Annotated in this window: 12 protein-coding genes; 10 read left to right on the forward strand and 2 right to left on the reverse strand. The window is 73.1% G+C overall.

Annotated elements, in window-relative coordinates; all coding sequences use genetic code 11:
- Positions 1 to 311: 311 nt before the first annotated feature.
- The 3 genes from ACGFYQ_RS29735 (at position 312) to ACGFYQ_RS29745 (ending at position 5,942) form a co-directional block, all read left to right on the forward strand.
- Positions 312 to 575 carry a WhiB family transcriptional regulator gene (locus ACGFYQ_RS29735; protein WP_003983763.1) on the forward strand — a complete coding sequence of 88 codons (264 nt, stop codon included), beginning with the start codon at positions 312 to 314 and terminating at the stop codon, positions 573 to 575.
- 271 nt (positions 576 to 846) lie between these two features.
- Complete coding sequence (locus ACGFYQ_RS29740) at positions 847 to 4,446, forward strand: glycosyltransferase family 2 protein (protein ID WP_393749181.1); 3,600 nt, start codon at positions 847 to 849, stop codon at positions 4,444 to 4,446.
- Positions 4,443 to 5,942, forward strand: a complete 1,500-nt coding sequence (locus tag ACGFYQ_RS29745; RefSeq protein WP_393749183.1) for a DUF5719 family protein — start codon at positions 4,443 to 4,445, stop codon at positions 5,940 to 5,942. Before ACGFYQ_RS29740 ends, ACGFYQ_RS29745 begins: the two co-directional genes overlap by 4 nt.
- 37 nt (positions 5,943 to 5,979) lie before the next feature.
- Here ACGFYQ_RS29745 and ACGFYQ_RS29750 read toward each other — a convergent pair whose 3' ends face one another.
- Complete coding sequence (locus ACGFYQ_RS29750; protein ID WP_393749185.1) at positions 5,980 to 6,447, reverse strand: metallopeptidase family protein; 468 nt, start codon at positions 6,445 to 6,447, stop codon at positions 5,980 to 5,982.
- A gap of 90 nt (positions 6,448 to 6,537) precedes the next feature.
- Here ACGFYQ_RS29750 and ACGFYQ_RS29755 point away from each other — a divergent pair, with 90 nt between their 5' ends.
- The 6 genes from ACGFYQ_RS29755 to ACGFYQ_RS29780 all read left to right on the forward strand — a co-directional run bounded on the left by ACGFYQ_RS29755 (position 6,538) and on the right by ACGFYQ_RS29780 (position 12,262).
- Positions 6,538 to 6,939: a DUF3499 domain-containing protein gene (locus ACGFYQ_RS29755; protein ID WP_393749187.1), complete on the forward strand. Its 402-nt coding sequence runs from the start codon at positions 6,538 to 6,540 to the stop codon at positions 6,937 to 6,939.
- Between the two features lie 78 nt (positions 6,940 to 7,017).
- Entirely contained in the window at positions 7,018 to 8,388 is a 1,371-nt protein-coding gene (locus ACGFYQ_RS29760; protein ID WP_393749189.1) for a phosphomannomutase/phosphoglucomutase, read from the forward strand.
- A 292-nt stretch (positions 8,389 to 8,680) separates the two neighbouring features.
- Positions 8,681 to 8,866 carry a Trm112 family protein gene (locus ACGFYQ_RS29765; RefSeq protein ID WP_393749191.1) on the forward strand — a complete coding sequence of 62 codons (186 nt, stop codon included), beginning with the start codon at positions 8,681 to 8,683 and terminating at the stop codon, positions 8,864 to 8,866.
- A 69-nt stretch (positions 8,867 to 8,935) separates the two neighbouring features.
- Positions 8,936 to 10,069, forward strand: coding sequence for an SIS domain-containing protein (locus tag ACGFYQ_RS29770; protein WP_393749193.1), 1,134 nt, complete (start codon positions 8,936 to 8,938; stop codon positions 10,067 to 10,069).
- A gap of 39 nt (positions 10,070 to 10,108) precedes the next feature.
- Complete coding sequence (gene manA / locus ACGFYQ_RS29775; protein WP_393749195.1) at positions 10,109 to 11,266, forward strand: mannose-6-phosphate isomerase, class I; 1,158 nt, start codon at positions 10,109 to 10,111, stop codon at positions 11,264 to 11,266.
- A 72-nt stretch (positions 11,267 to 11,338) separates the two neighbouring features.
- Positions 11,339 to 12,262, forward strand: a complete 924-nt coding sequence (locus ACGFYQ_RS29780) for a cation diffusion facilitator family transporter (RefSeq protein WP_393749197.1) — start codon at positions 11,339 to 11,341, stop codon at positions 12,260 to 12,262.
- A 75-nt stretch (positions 12,263 to 12,337) separates the two neighbouring features.
- Here the strand turns inward: ACGFYQ_RS29780 and lepB are convergent, their stop codons facing one another.
- Positions 12,338 to 13,030, reverse strand: a complete 693-nt coding sequence (gene lepB / locus ACGFYQ_RS29785; RefSeq protein WP_393749199.1) for a signal peptidase I — start codon at positions 13,028 to 13,030, stop codon at positions 12,338 to 12,340.
- Between the two features lie 378 nt (positions 13,031 to 13,408).
- On the opposite strand from lepB, the gene ACGFYQ_RS29790 reads away from it, so the two are divergent.
- Positions 13,409 to 14,415: adenosylhomocysteinase (locus ACGFYQ_RS29790; protein ID WP_393749201.1), on the forward strand; the 1,007-nt coding region annotated here is incomplete at its 3' end.

Raw genomic sequence — 14,415 nt, forward strand, 5'->3', positions numbered from 1 at the left:
CAGGTCCGCCGTCTTCGTGACCGGAATGTGATCTGCGCCGCTTCTTTGGCCGGATCGCAACCCCACCGCAGAGTGACGCGTGGAATACGGGTAAAGCCGGGCATCACGTGACGCCCGTGGCATGTGTCACGATTTTTGGCGATATGAACACTTTTTGCATAGGCTTGGTTCCGCAGAGTGAATAAGGGGCCCAATAGCAGATCTCGGCTTGACTGCGCCGGAGCCACACACTTGTAATTTCACTCGTGTCGTTACGTAGCGATCAGTAACGGCAACACCACGGGGACGCACAGACAGAGCGAGGGGCGCACATGACCGAGCTGTTTCAGGAACTGCTGGTCGAGGAGGCGGACGAGGAGCTCGGATGGCAGGAGCGCGCTCTGTGCGCCCAGACCGACCCCGAGTCCTTCTTTCCCGAGAAGGGCGGCTCCACCCGCGAGGCCAAGAAGGTCTGCCTGGCCTGCGAAGTCCGCTCCGAATGCCTTGAGTACGCCCTCGCCAACGACGAGCGATTCGGCATCTGGGGCGGACTGTCCGAGCGCGAACGCCGCCGGCTGAAAAAGGCAGCGGTCTGATACCCCCCGGGCACGTCCCGCCGGGCACCTACCGCACATCGCACGACATATCGAACTGCCCGACCCGCAAGGCATTGAGCAGAACAACGAGCAGAGCAACGAGCAGAGCAAACGGTCCGCCTCCCGCACCTTCCCCGCAGGAGGCGGACCGTCGCTTTTCCAGCCGTTAGTGTGGGGCGCTGTCCAGCAGCCTCCGAGGGCACACCACCCCCGGACCCTCCTCACCGGACCCTGTCCGGGGGGACCCCCAGGCCGGAGGGCCAGTAGCGCGATGTCCCTGCACAGCCAGTCGGCGGCCTCCTATCAGGCCCCCGCCACACCCGAGTTCCCCCGGCACGTCGTCACCGCGGTCCTCGTCGCCCACGACGGCGCCCGCTGGCTGCCCCGGACACTCGCCGGCCTCCTCGGCCAGGAACGCCCCGCGCAGAACCACATCGCCGCCGACACCGGCAGCGCCGACGACTCCGCGCGGCTGCTCACCGAGGCCTTCGGCGACGACCGCGTCCTGCACCTCGCCCGCCGCACCGGATTCGGCACCGCCGTCGACGAGTCCGCCCGCACCGCCGGCACCCTGACCCCCGAGGACCTCCCGTACCTCAAGCGCCCCAGCGGCTGGGACCCCGTCAGCCGCACCTGGCGCGACGACGCGTACGACCTCCCCGAACTCCCCCACGGCGACCCCGTCCAGTGGCTCTGGCTCCTGCACGACGACAGCGCGCCCGAGCCCGACGCCCTCACCGAACTGCTCCGCGTCGCCGACGAGAACCCCGAGGCGGCCGTCATCGGCCCCAAACTGCGCGGCTGGTACGACAAGAAGCAGCTCCTCGAAGCCGGCGTCACCATCGCCCGCAGCGGCCGCCGCTGGACCGGACTCGACCGCCGCGAACAGGACCAGGGCCAGCACGACCAGGTCCGCCCCGTCCTCTCCGTCTCCACCGCCGGCATGCTGGTGCGCCGCGACGTCTACGACGCCCTCGGCGGCTTCGACAGACGCCTGCCCCTCATGCGCGACGACGTCGACCTCTGCTGGCGCGCCCAGAGCGCCGGCCACACCGTCCTCGTCGCCCCCGACGCCGTCATGCGCCACGCCGAGGCCTCCGCCCGCGAACGCCGCACCGTCGACTGCGCGGGCCGTACGAGCTCCAGCCCGCACCGCGTCGACAAGGCCGCCGCCGTCTACACGATGCTCGCCAACAGCTCCGGCCGCGCCCTGCCCTACGTCCTGCTGCGCGTCCTGCTCGGCACCGTGCTGCGCACCCTCGCCTACCTCGTCGGCAAGGCCCCCGGCCAGGCCGTCGACGAGATCACCGGCCTCCTGGCCACCCTGCTCCGCCCCGGCCGGATCCTCGCCGCCCGGGGGCGCCGCCGACGCCCCGTCGTCCCCGCCGCCGACCTGCGCCCGCTCTTCCCCCCGCCGGGCGCCTCCCTGCGGGCCAACGCCGAACAGCTCGCCGGCTACTTCGCCGACGGCCGCGACACCGAGGCCGCCCCCGCCGGCCGGCACGGCGGCGGCAGCATCCTCAACGCGCCCGGCGAGGACGACTTCCTGGTCACCGAGCGGTTCGCCCGCCTCAAGCGGATCGGCCGCAACCCCGCGCCCGTCCTCTTCGGCCTCCTCCTGCTCGTTTCCCTCGCCGCCTGCCGCTCCCTCATCGGAGGCGGCTCCCTCATGGGCGGCGCCCTGCTCCCCGCCCCCGACAGCGGCTCCGAGCTCTGGCGCGCCTACACCGACGGCTGGCAGCCCGTCTCCACCGGCTCCACCGCCGCCGCACCCCCGTACCTCGCCGTCCTCGGCGCCTTCGCCACCCTGCTCTTCGGCTCCACCCAGGCCGCCCTGACCCTGCTGCTCGTCGGCTCCGTCCCGCTCGCCGGACTCACCGCGTACTTCGCCTCCCGGCCGCTCGTCGAATCCCGGCTGCTGCGCGCCTGGGCCGCCATCGCCTACGCCTTCCTCCCCGCCGTCACCGGAGCCCTCGCCGGCGGCCGCCTCGGCACCGCCGTGCTCGCCGTCCTGCTCCCGCTGATCGCCCGCTCCGCCGTCGCCGCCTTCGCCCTCGGCGGAGCCGACGGGGAACGGACCGGCTGGCGCGCGGTGTGGACATACACCCTCCTGCTGACCCTGGCCACCGCCTTCACCCCCGTCGTCTGGCCGCTCGCCGCCGCCCTCGGGGCCGCCGCGCTGGTCATGCGCCGCACGCAGTGGAAGACGTACGGACCGCGGCTGCTCGCCACCCTCGCCGTCCCGGTCCTCGTGCTCGCCCCCTGGTCGCTGGGCCTGCTCACGAACCCCGGCCGCCTGCTGCACGAGGCCGGACTGCCCTACGGAACCGGCTCCGCCTCCGCCCTGGACCTGCTCGGCACCAGCCCCGGCGGCCCCGGCGCCACCGGCGGCGTGCTGCTGGTCGGCATCGTCCTGGCCGCCCTGGCCGCCCTGCTCCGGACCGACCGGCGGTTCGCCGTCCGCACCGCCTGGGCCACCGCCCTCGCGGCCCTGCTCCTCGCCGTCCTCGTCAACCGGACCGGCTGGGCCGGACCCGCCACCCTCGTCTACGGTCTCGCCCTGCTGACGGCCGCCGCGCTCGGCGCGGACGGCGCCAAGGAACGGGTCGCCGCCCGCAGCTTCGGCTGGCGCCAGCCCCTGGCCGCGCTCATCGCCCTCACCGCGGCGGCCGGACCGCTGCTCGCCGCGGCCGCCTGGCTGGTCGCCGGCGCCGACGGCCCGCTCCAGCGCCGCGACCCGGTGCAGGTGCCCGCCTTCGTCGCCGAGGCGGGCGGGGACGACAACCAGACCCGCACCCTGATCCTCGCCGTGGACCCGCCCGCCACCGTGTCCTACAGCCTCGTCCGCGGCTCCGGAGGCCGCCTCGGCGACGCCGAGACCGCCGCCCGGACCGGCAGCGACCCCCGCCTCGACAAGGTCGTCTCCAACCTCGTCGCCGGCTCCGGCGCCGACCAGTCCAGCCAGCTCAGCGCCTACGCCATCCGCTTCGTCATGTTCCGCCCCGGCGGCCCCGAGGAGATCCGCCGCGTCCTCGACGCCACCCCGGGCCTCAGCCGCCGCCACCAGCAGGACGGCACCGCGCTCTGGGGCGTCGAGCCCTGGCTGCCCCGCGCCGTCATCGTCTCCGGCAAGCAGGGCGAGGCCCCGATCCCGGTCGCCGCCGGCCCCGTCGAGGCCCACGGGAAGATCCCGGCCGGTGAGGCGGGCCGCGTGCTGCGCATCGCCGACCGCGCCGACTCCGGCTGGCGGGCCACCCTCGACGGCAAGCCCCTCACGCCGAAGACCCTCGACGGCTGGGCGCAGGGCTTCGAACTGCCCGCCGACGCCGGCCGCCTCGACCTCGTCCACGAGGACTCCCTCGTACGGACCGTCTGGCACTGGGCGCAGGGCGTCCTGGCCCTGGTGCTCCTGGTCATGGCCCTGCCCGGCCGTCGCGAGCGCCTCGACGACGACCTTCCCGAAGAAGACGCCGCGGTCCCGGGCACGCCCGGCCCGGGCGAGGCCGGCGAGGGCCGCCGCGCCCGCCGCCTGCGCGCCGAGGCCGAGCCCGCCCCCGTACCGGTGGAGGCAGCCGTGTCCGCCGACCCGTACGCGGAGATCCCGGCGCAGCCGGTGTACGGGGAAGAGGCGTACGGGGAGGACGCGTACGCCTACCAGCCCTACCCGGACCAGGGCGGCTACGCCTACGAGCCCCAGCAGCAGCCGCCGCAGCCGTACGCGCAGGCCCCGGAGTACGAGCAGTACCCGTACCAGCAGCAACAGCAACAGCAGCAGCAACCGGTCCGGGACCCGGACCAGCAGCAGTACCCCTACCCGTACGACACCTACGGACAGTACGACCCGCGTCCGGACGGGAGCCCCCAGCAGTGAAGCAGCGCGTACCCCTGACGCTGGCGGCCGTGACCGCGGCGCTGGCCGCCCTCACGGGCATCGCCGCCCTCACCGCCCCCGCCGCCGGGGGCACCGCGGCCGACGGCAAGGCCGCGGCCGCCGCCCGGATGCCGGTGGAGCGGTCCCTGCTCGTGTGCCCGGCGCCGAGCTCCTCGGACATCGCGGACACCACGTACACGGCGTTCACCCCCGGCGCGGCCGGATCCGCCGAGGGCAAGGGCTCGGCCCGGCTGCTCGGCGCCACCAAGGACGCCAAGCCGGTGCTGGAGCCCAAGGAGGCGGGCAAGCCCTTCGGGGCCACCGCCTCCGGCGCCGACGCGCCCGCGCTGACCGGCAGCGCCGACGGGATCCTCGCCCCCGGCTGGACCGCGCAGCTGACCACCAAGGTCGCCGTCGGCCGGGCCCGGGGCGTCCTCGGCGCGGGCTGCACCGCGCCCGGCACCGACTTCTGGTTCCCCGGGGTGAGCACCGCCAAGGGGCGCGAGGACTACGTCCACCTCACCAACCCCGACGACGCCGCGGCCGTGGTCGACATCAAGCTCTTCGGCCCGGACGGGGTGGCCAAGCCCGACGCGGGCACCAGCGAGAACATCCGCATCGACCCCAAGTCCAGCAAGTCCGTCCTGCTCTCCTCCCTGGTCCCGGGGGCCCAGCTCGCGGACGCCACCGCCCATGTGACGACCCGGGCCGGCCGGGTCGGCGCCACCGTCCAGGTCGGCGAGGAGGGCGTGGGCGCCGACTGGCTGCCGGCCGCCACCGACCCGGCGGGCTCACTGGTCCTGCCGGGCATCCCGGCCGACGCCGTCTCCGTCAGGCTGGTCGCGTTCGTACCCGGCGAGGAGGACGCGGACCTGAAGATCCGGCTGTCCGGGCCGGGCGGGGCCATCACCCCGGCGGGCAACGAACAACTGCACGTCAAGGCCGGGATGACGGCGAGCGCGGACCTCAAGGACGTGACCCGCGGCGAGCCGGGCTCGCTGCTGCTGACCCCGGTGGACGCCAAGAAGGCCTCCCCGCTGGTCGCGGCGGTACGGGTGGTGCGCGGCAGCGGCGCCAAGCAGGAGCTGGGCTTCGTCCCGGCGGCCGCGCCCGTGGGCGCGCGGGCGACCGTGGCCGACAACCGGCCGGAGGAGAACACGACCGTCCTGTCGCTGACGGCGGCGGGCGACCAGGACGCGAAGGTCAAGGTGACGGCCTCGCCGGGCACCGGCGGCGGGGACGCGTCCTCCCAGGAGGTGACGGTCAAGGCGGGCACCACCCAGACGGTGGCCGTGGCCCCCGCCGGCACTGGCCCGCGCAAGGGGTCCTACGCCCTCACCGTCGAGACCCTCTCCGGCGGCCCGGTCCACGCGGCCCGCACCCTGTCACTCCCGCACGAGGGCATCGCGATGTTCACCGTCCAGACCCTGTCGGACGACCACTCCACGGTCTCGGTCCCCAGGGCCACGCAGGACCTGTCGGTCCTGACCCGCTGATCCGCTGACCCCGCCGTCCCGCGCTACCGGACAGGGCCTAGCTCTCGCCGTAGCGCGGGTCCACCGTCTCCGGCGAGAGGCCCAGCAGCTCCGCCACCTGCTCCACCACGATCTCGTGGACCAGCAGCGCCTTCTCGTCCCGCGTCTTGGTACGGATCTCCACCGGCCGCCGGAAGACCACGATCCGGGCCGGCTGGCCCTGGCGGGGCTCCGCGACCGCGCCCAGCGGCACCGCCTCGTCGTTCCAGCCGCCGTCCGCGCCGCCCGGCGGTCCCGGCACGTCACCGACCAGGAACTCCACCTCGGCCAGCTGCGGCCAGCGCCGCTCCAGCCGCTCCACGGAGTCCCGTACGAGGTCCCCGAACAGCTCCGACCGGCTCGCCGACAGCGGCACCTGCGGCGGCGCCACCGGCCCGCGCATCCCGCGTCCGTGCCGGTCCCGGCGACGCGGTCGAGGCTCGGCGGGGGGCTCGGCGGGGCGGGAAGTCAGGGGGCTGTCGGTCACCCCCGCAGGGTAGCCCCCGGTACGACACGGGGGAGTGAGCGGCGGGAGAGTCGTCGCGGCCCGGTCAAGAGTGCGGTACCGTCCAACGTCGTGAGCCTTGTACGTCGCTGTTCGCGCACTGCGTGCGGCCGCCCTGCCGTCGCGACACTGACGTACGTCTACGCCGATTCGACCGCAGTTCTCGGCCCGCTCGCCACCTACGCCGAACCCCACTGCTACGACCTGTGCGCCGAGCACTCCGAGCGCCTGACCGCCCCGCGCGGCTGGGAAGTCGTCCGCCTGTCCGACGGCTCCGCGCCGTCGCGCCCCAGCGGCGACGACCTCGAAGCCCTCGCCAACGCCGTACGCGAGGCGGCGCGCCCGCCCGAGCGCGCGGCCGGGGCCTGGGGCTCCGCCCGGACGGAGTCCGGCAAGGGCCCCGGCAAAGGGGGCCCGGCCACCGGCGAGACCCGCCGCGGACACCTGCGCGTCCTGCGCTCGCCCGATTCCTGACACCCCGATCGCCTGAAGAGCCGGGTAGTGGGCAGGGTAGGTTTGCCGGACCGCACAGGACCTTCAGGAGGGCAGGCAGTGGCCGCAGATCTTTCGAACATCGTCAAGGCATACGACGTACGCGGCGTCGTACCGGACGAGTGGGACGAGTCCCTGGCCGAGCTGTTCGGTGCCGCATTCGTCGAGGTCACCGGTGCCCCGGCGATCGTGATCGGCCACGACATGCGCCCCTCCTCCCCGGGCCTGTCCGCCGCGTTCGCGCGCGGCGCGGCCGCCCGCGGCGTCGACGTGACCCTCATCGGGCTGTGCTCCACGGACCAGCTCTACTACGCCTCCGGTTCCCTGAACCTGCCCGGCGCCATGTTCACGGCCTCGCACAACCCGGCCAAGTACAACGGCATCAAGCTGTGCCGCGCCGGCGCCGCCCCGGTCGGCCAGGACACCGGCCTCTCGCAGATCCGCGAGCTGGTCGAGAAGTGGTCCGACGAGGGCGCCCCCGCCATCGCGGCCGACACCGTCCCCGGCACGGTCACCGAGCAGGACAGCCTCGCCGGCTACGCCGCGCACCTCAAGGGCCTGGTCGACCTCACCGCCGCCCGCCCCCTCAAGGTCGTCGTCGACGCGGGCAACGGCATGGGCGGCCACACCGTCCCCACCGTCTTCGAGGGACTCCCGCTGGACCTCGTACCGATGTACTTCGAGCTGGACGGGACCTTCCCCAACCACGAGGCCAACCCCCTCGACCCGAAGAACATCGTCGACCTGCAGGCCCGCGTCCTCGCCGAGGGCGCCGACCTCGGCATCGCCTTCGACGGCGACGCCGACCGCTGCTTCATCGTCGACGAGCGCGGTAACGGAGTCTCCCCGTCCGCGATCACCGCGCTGGTCGCGGCCCGCGAGCTGGCCCGCAACGGCGGCACCGGCACCGTGATCCACAACCTGATCACCTCCTGGTCCGTCCCCGAGGTCGTGCGGGAGAACGGCGGCACCCCCGTCCGTACCCGCGTCGGCCACTCCTTCATCAAGGAGGAGATGGCCAAGACCGGCGCCATCTTCGGCGGCGAGCACTCCGCGCACTACTACTTCAAGGACTTCTGGAACGCGGACACCGGCATGCTCGCCGCGCTCCACGTCCTCGCGGCCCTCGGCGGCCAGGACGGCCCGCTGTCCGAGCTGGTGGCCTCCTACGACCGCTACGCCGGCTCGGGCGAGATCAACTCGACCGTCGCCGACCAGGCCGCCCGCCTCGCCGCCGTCAAGGAGACGTACGGCAAGCGCGACGACGTGACCCTGGACGAACTGGACGGCCTGACCGCCACCGGCGCCGACTGGTGGTTCAACGTCCGCGCCTCCAACACCGAGCCGCTCCTGCGCCTCAACGTCGAAGCCCGCGACGAGGCCACCCTCGCCAAGGTCCGCGACGAGGTCCTGGCCCTCATCCGCGCCTGATGGGTGCGCCGGGCAGGACCGGAGCGCGCTCCGCTCACATCCGGCCCTGCCCGGCGCTCAGGCCGCACCATCCAGCCCCGCCTGGGGGTCCCCCGGACGAAGTCTGGGGGAGTTTGAGGCGCGGGCCCGGGCAGAGCCCGGTGCCCGGCGGAGCCGGGCTTCCCTCTGGCGGAGCCCGGGCCGTGGCGCCACCCGCCCCGGCGGCACCTCCGGAGAGCACAACACCGCACCGGAGGTGACTCGGCGGTACGCTGACCACGCCCAATCCGCATGTTCGAAGGGAACGCGCCCCATGCCGCTCGAAGCCGGTCTTCTGGAGATCCTCGCCTGCCCCGCCTGCCACTCGCCCCTCGCGGACAAGTCGGCCGACGAGACGGCCCCCGAGCTGATCTGCACCGGCCAGGACTGCGGCCTCGCCTACCCGGTCCGTGACGGCATCCCCGTGCTCCTCGTGGACGAGGCCCGCCGCCCCGCCTAGGCCGCGCCGCACGCCACCGCACCACGAGACGCGCAGACTGGTTCCGTCACACAACAGCCGGAGGCCGCCATGCTCGACGAGTCGCTCCTCGACGCACCGGACGATCTCGCCCGCGCCGACCGGCGGGGCCTGCTCCGAAGTGCCGCCGAAGCCGGAGCCAGGGTCCGCACCGCGGCCCGGCACGCGGCCGAGGCGGGCCTCGGCGACCTGCGCCCCGACGGCCGCCCCCGCGCCGTCCTGATCGCCGGGCCCGGCACCGCCGCCACCGGCGTCGCCGACCTGCTCGCCGCCCTCGCCGGAGCCTCCGCGCCCGTCACCCGACTGGACCCCACCGGCGTCGCCCACGCCGCCGGCGCCCTGCGCTGGGCCCTGCCCGGCTGGGCCGGCCCCGTCGACCTGCTGCTCATCGCCACCACCGACGGCACCGAGCCCGGGCTCGCCGTCCTCGCCGAGCAGGCCTACCGGCGCGGCTGCGCCGTCGTCGCCGTCGCCCCCGAGCGCTCACCGCTGAGCGAGGCGGTGGACGGGGCGCACGGACTCCTCGTACCGATGGCCAAGGCCCCGTACCAGGAGTACGACGAGTCCGCGGCGGCCGGACCCGGCGCCCTGTGGGCGCTGCTCACCCCGCTGCTGGTGCTCCTCGACAAGGTCGGCCTGATCTCGGCCGCCCCCGACACCCTCCAGCTCGTCGCCGACCGGCTCGACCGGACCGCCGAGCGCTGCGGACCCGCCATCGCCACCTACTCCAACCCGGCCAAGACCCTCGCCGCCGAGCTGGCCGACTCCCTCCCCCTCATCTGGAGCGAGGGTGCCGGAGCCGGCCCGGCGGGCCGCCGCTTCGCCGCCACCCTCGCCGAGCTCGCCGGCCGCCCCGCGCTGGCCGCGGCCCTCCCCGAGGCGCTCCCCGCGCACGGCGTCCTGCTCTCCGGCTCCTTCGCCGCCGGCGCCGATCCCGAAGACTTCTTCCGTGACCGGGTCGAAGAGCCCCAGGCTCTGCGCGCCCGGGTGGTCCTGCTGCGTGACCGGCCGGCCGGCGGCCTCACCGCCGCCCCCGCCGCGCGCGAGCTCGCCCTCAGCCACGACACGGCCATCAGCGAACTCGAACCGGAGGAGGGGGTGGAGCTGGAACAGCTCGCCGAACTCCTCGCCGTCACGGATTTCGCCACCGCCTACCTGGCGTTGGCTTCCGGGGGACACAGCTGAGGTACCTTCCTGTACCCGGCTCTATCCAGGAAGACGACGATGGACCGCCTGACGAACACGATCCGCCCCTACGCCTGGGGATCGACCACCGCCATCCCCACGCTCCTCGGCGTCGAACCCACCGGTGAGCCCCAGGCCGAGATGTGGATGGGAGCCCACCTGGGCGCTCCTTCCCGCATCGACCGCGGCTTCGGTGAGACGGCCCTCTCGGACGTCATCTCCGCCAACCCCGACGGCGAGCTGGGCGCCGCCGTCGTCGCCAAGTTCGGTCCCCGGCTGCCCTTCCTCCTCAAGATCCTCGCCGCCGGCGCCCCCCTCTCCCTCCAGGTCCACCCCGACCTCGCCCAGGCCAGGGCGGGCTTCGAGGACGAGGAACGCCGCGGCATCCCGATCGACGCGGGCCACCGCAACTACAAGGACCCCAACCACAAGCCCGAAATGCTGTGCGCGCTCACCCCGTTCGACGGGCTGTGCGGCTTCCGACCCCCGGAGCAGGCCGCCGATCTGATCGAGGGCCTGGGGGTCGGCTCGCTCAAGCCGTACGCCGACCTGCTGCGCGCCCACCCCGAGGACGCCGCGCTGCGCGAGGTGCTCGCCGCCGTACTGACCGCGGACCGCGAGCAGATGGCCCACACCGTCACCGAGGCCGCGGCCGCCGCCGAGCGCCTGGGAGGCCCGTACACCCCGTACGCCTCCCTCGTGCACGAGTTCCCGGGCGACCCGGGAGTCATCGCGGCCATGCTGCTCAACCACTTCCGACTCCAGCCCGGCGAGGCGGTGTTCCTCGGCGCGGGCGTCCCGCACGCCTACCTCCAGGGCCTGGGCGTCGAGCTGCTGGCCAACTCCGACAACGTGCTGCGGGCCGGGCTCACCCCCAAACACGTGGACGTGCCCGAGCTGCTGAAGATCGTGAAGTTGGAGCCGGGGGACCCGCACGTGCTGCGCCCCGAGGGCGACGGCGAGGAGGTCTACGAGACCCCCATCGACGAATTCAGGCTCTCCCGCTTCGTCCTGGCGCCGGGCGCGGCCTCCCGCGCTCTCCCGGCGGACACCCCGCAGATCCTGCTCTGCACGTCCGGCTCCCCGCACCTCGGCGAACTGACCCTGGCGCCTGGCGAGTCGGTCTGGGTACGGGCCGGAGAAAAGGCCGAACTGTCCGGAACGGGCACCGTCTTCCGCGCGACTGTGGTGGTCTGACGTAGCGTCCCCGGTGTCAGCTGCAACAATGTGCGGCCGGTAGTCAGTGGCTAGGAAGGACACCCTGCACCCATGAGCGCGTCGGGCGGTACCAAGGCGATCGTGGCGGCACTCGCCGCCAACCTCGCCATCGCTGTAGCCAAATTCGTGGCGTACCTCTTCAGCGGCTCCTCGTCGATGCTCGCGGAAAGCGTCCACTCGCTGGCCGACTCCGGAAACCAGGCGCTGCTGCTCCTCGGCGGAAAGAAGGCACAGCGGGAGGCGACGCCGCAGCACCCCTTCGGGTACGGGCGCGAACGCTACATCTACGCCTTCCTCGTCTCCATCGTGCTCTTCACCGTCGGTGGCATGTTCGCCATCTACGAGGGCATCGAGAAGATCAAGGAACCGCACGCCATCGAGGCCTGGTACTGGCCCGTCGGCGTCCTCGTCTTCGCGATCATCGCCGAGTCCTTCTCCTTCCGGACCGCGATCAAGGAGTCGAACGAGATCCGCGGTGGCCAGACCTGGACCCAGTTCGTCCGGCGCGCCAAGGCCCCCGAACTGCCCGTCGTCCTCCTGGAGGACCTCGGAGCGCTCGTCGGCCTGGTCCTGGCCCTCGGCGGCGTCGGCCTCGCCCTGGCCACGGGGAACGGCGTCTGGGACGGCATCGGCACCCTGTGCATCGGCGCCCTGCTGATCGTCATCGCGATCATCCTGGCCGCGGAGACCAAGTCCCTGCTGCTCGGCGAGGCCGCGGGCACCGAAGAGGTCGAGAAGATCAAGGTCGCGCTCGTCGACGGGGACGTCGTCACCCGTGTGATCCACATGCGGACCCTGCACCTCGGCCCCGAGGAGCTGCTGGTCGCCGCCAAGATCGCCGTCGAGGGCCACGACACCGCGACGCAGGTGGCGGACGCGATCAACGCCGCGGAGGCCCGCATCCGCGAGGCCGTCCCGATCGCCCGGGTCATCTACCTGGAGCCGGACATCTACCGTCCGGACGCCGCCAAGTAACCCACGGGCGTACGGAAGGCCCCCGCGAGCCGCACACGGCTCGCGGGGGCCTTCCGCGTTCCGGTCACTCAGGGCTCAGGCCGCGGGCCAGATCGGCGCGACCTGCTGCGCCGGCCGCCGCCGGCGCAGCACCAGCGCCCAGATCCCCAGCCCGCCCCCGACCAGGAACACGACGGCCCCGCAGACGACGGCCCCGCCCGCGACCAGGAGATCCGTCGGGCGCGCGACGTCCTCGCCGATGACCGCCGACAGGGGGAGAGTGCCCTGGTCCTCCCCAGGGCGCAGCGAGGAGTCGAAGGAGTTCATCCGGTTGTCGCCCATCAGGAACACCCGCTCCTTGGGCACCGTCACGTCGAAGGGCACGCTCGACGGCCGCGACCGGTCCAGGACGTACGGCTCGTCCAGCGGCTCCCCGTTGAGTCTGAGCGTCGTCTCGCCCCGCCGGTACTCGATCCGGTCGCCGCCGATCGCCACCACCCGCGACAGCAGGGGCCCGTCCGGCACCCACTCGGGAACCGAGACGAGCACCACGTCCCCACGCGAGACCTCGAAGTTCTCGCCGTCGGCGCCCATGGAGAACCAGCCGCTGTCCCCCGGCTCGTACGTCGGCCGCATGTTCTCGCTCGGGATGGTCTTCTTGTCGTAGACCACCTCCCCGTGCTGGGCCGACATCGCGCCCCAGAGCGTCCCGCCGAGCACCGCCAGCCCGCCGGCCACGAGCAGCACGATCGCCCAGATGCCTCGTCTGCGGCCCCGCCTGCGTTCCATCAGCCCATCCCCCTCAGAAGCACCGTGTGAGCGGGCAGCGTACGGAACGCCGTCGGGCCCCCCCGCCACCAGGGTGGTGAGGGCGGTCCCCAGGCAAGGGCTGGATCAAAAGTCCGAAAGGCCCCGAACAGTCCCGCCGGAAGACCTCGGACAGGGGCAAGACTTCCCCCTCGGCCGACTGGGGCACGCTGCGCTGATCGGTGTAGATTCGTCATCAGTGTCAGGCGTCGCTGCTGATGGCGGTCGGGCGGTCTCGCGACCGGCCGAGGGGAGAGAGGGCCCCCGACGGACTGTGCTCGGTGCGCCGCCCCCTGCTCAGGCACGGCAGGCGCACGGCTCAGCCGTACCCACCCTCTCGAACCATGAGGAGCAGCACCCATGGACTTCAAGGTCGCAGACCTTTCCCTTGCCGCGTTCGGCCGCAAGGAGATCACGCTGGCCGAGCACGAGATGCCGGGCCTGATGTCGATCCGTGCCGAGTACGCGGCGGCCCAGCCGCTGGCCGGGGCGCGCATCACCGGCTCCCTGCACATGACCGTGCAGACCGCCGTGCTCATCGAGACCCTCGTCGCCCTCGGCGCCGACGTCCGCTGGGCCTCCTGCAACATCTTCTCCACCCAGGACCACGCGGCCGCCGCCATCGCCGTCGGCCCGAACGGCACCCCGGAGAACCCGCAGGGCGTCCCCGTCTTCGCCTGGAAGGGCGAGACGCTGGAGGAGTACTGGTGGTGCACGGAGCAGGCGCTGACCTGGCCGAACACCCCCACCGGCGGCCCGAACATGATCCTCGACGATGGTGGTGACGCCACCCTCCTCGTCCACAAGGGCGTCGAGTTCGAGAAGGCCGGCGCGGCCCCGGACCCGTCCACGGCGGACTCCGAGGAGTACGCGTACATCCTCACCCTGCTGAACCGCACCCTCGGCGAGGCCCCGCAGAAGTGGACGCAGCTCGCGTCCGAGATCCGCGGCGTGACCGAGGAGACCACCACCGGTGTCCACCGCCTCTACGAGATGATGGACGAGGGCACCCTGCTCTTCCCGGCGATCAACGTGAACGACGCCGTCACCAAGTCGAAGTTCGACAACAAGTACGGCTGCCGGCACTCCCTGATCGACGGCATCAACCGCGCCACCGACGTCCTCATCGGCGGCAAGGTCGCGGTCGTCTGCGGTTACGGCGACGTCGGCAAGGGCTGCGCCGAGTCGCTCCGCGGCCAGGGCGCGCGGGTCATCGTCACCGAGATCGATCCGATCTGCGCCCTCCAGGCGGCCATGGACGGTTACCAGGTGGCGACGCTGGACGACGTGGTGGAGACGGCGGACATCTTCATCACGACCACGGGAAACAAGGACATCATCATGGCCTCGGACATGGCCAAGATGAA

Source organism: Streptomyces sp. NPDC048258 (genome assembly GCF_043201995.1).
In the GTDB taxonomy this organism is placed as follows: Bacteria; Actinomycetota; Actinomycetes; order Streptomycetales; family Streptomycetaceae; genus Streptomyces.